The organism is Oleiphilus sp. HI0043, from assembly GCF_001634935.1.
Genome location: NZ_LWEY01001864.1, coordinates 1 through 823 on the forward strand (window position 1 = coordinate 1; position 823 = coordinate 823).

Here is an 823-nt window from a genome sequence, read left to right on the forward strand (position 1 = left end):
GCTTCACGCAGTGCTGGACGCAACGTTTCGTCATACTCCATTAGAGCACGAGCAATACCGTGACGAATCGCACCAGCTTGACCAGTTGTACCACCACCTTTTACAGTGATTTTTACATCAAGCTTATCGGCCATCTCTACCAACTCTAGAGGCTGACGAACAACCATCTGAGCAGTCTTACGACCAAAAAACTGATCTAGTGCACGGCCATTGATCTCAATATTACCGCCACCAGATTTTAGAAATACGCGCGCCGCAGAAGTTTTACGACGACCAGTTCCATAATTATATGTAGTTGACATAATCGCCTTCCGTTAAATATCTAAAACTTGCGGTTGTTGTGCAGTATGAGGATGAACATCACCAGCATACACTTTTAGCTTTCTGAACATTTCACGACCTAGAGGTCCGCGTGGCAACATGCCTTTAACCGCACCTTGAATAGCACGCTCAGGAGCTTTATCGATCAATTTTTCGAAAGAAATCGACTTAAGACCACCGATATAACCAGTATGTCTGTGATAAATCTTATCTTTAGCCTTGTTACCTGTTACTGCAACTTTCTCTGCATTAACAACAACAATGTAATCACCTGTATCAACATGAGGTGTGTATTCTGGCTTATGCTTGCCCCTTAAACGGCTCGCAATTTCACTTGATAAGCGACCAAGTGTTTTGCCTGTAGCATCTACTACATACCAGTCACGCTTTACGCTTTCTGGCTTTGCACTTAACGTTTTCATTTATTCCGCCTTTAGCTCCAATGAGCCTTTACAAAATCCAAGTTCGATGGCAATTTCGCCATTCGGATGTCACGAATTAT

General features: G+C 43.1%; 2 protein-coding genes. Both read right to left on the reverse strand.

What is annotated here, in order from left to right:
• Positions 1-302: 30S ribosomal protein S9 (rpsI, locus tag A3729_RS28535; protein WP_068634538.1), on the reverse strand; the 302-nt coding region annotated here is incomplete at its 3' end.
• 12 nt (positions 303-314) lie between these two features.
• Positions 315-743 carry a 50S ribosomal protein L13 gene (gene rplM / locus A3729_RS28540; protein WP_068516415.1) on the reverse strand — a complete coding sequence of 143 codons (429 nt, stop codon included), beginning with the start codon at positions 741-743 and terminating at the stop codon, positions 315-317.
• Between the last annotated feature and the right edge of the window lie 80 nt (positions 744-823).

What these genes read in the sequence shown, in the direction of transcription:
- rplM (WP_068516415.1), bottom strand. Translation starts at nt 743, where the DNA reads ATGAAAACGTTAAGTGCAAAGCCAGAAAGCGTAAAGCGTGACTGGTAT.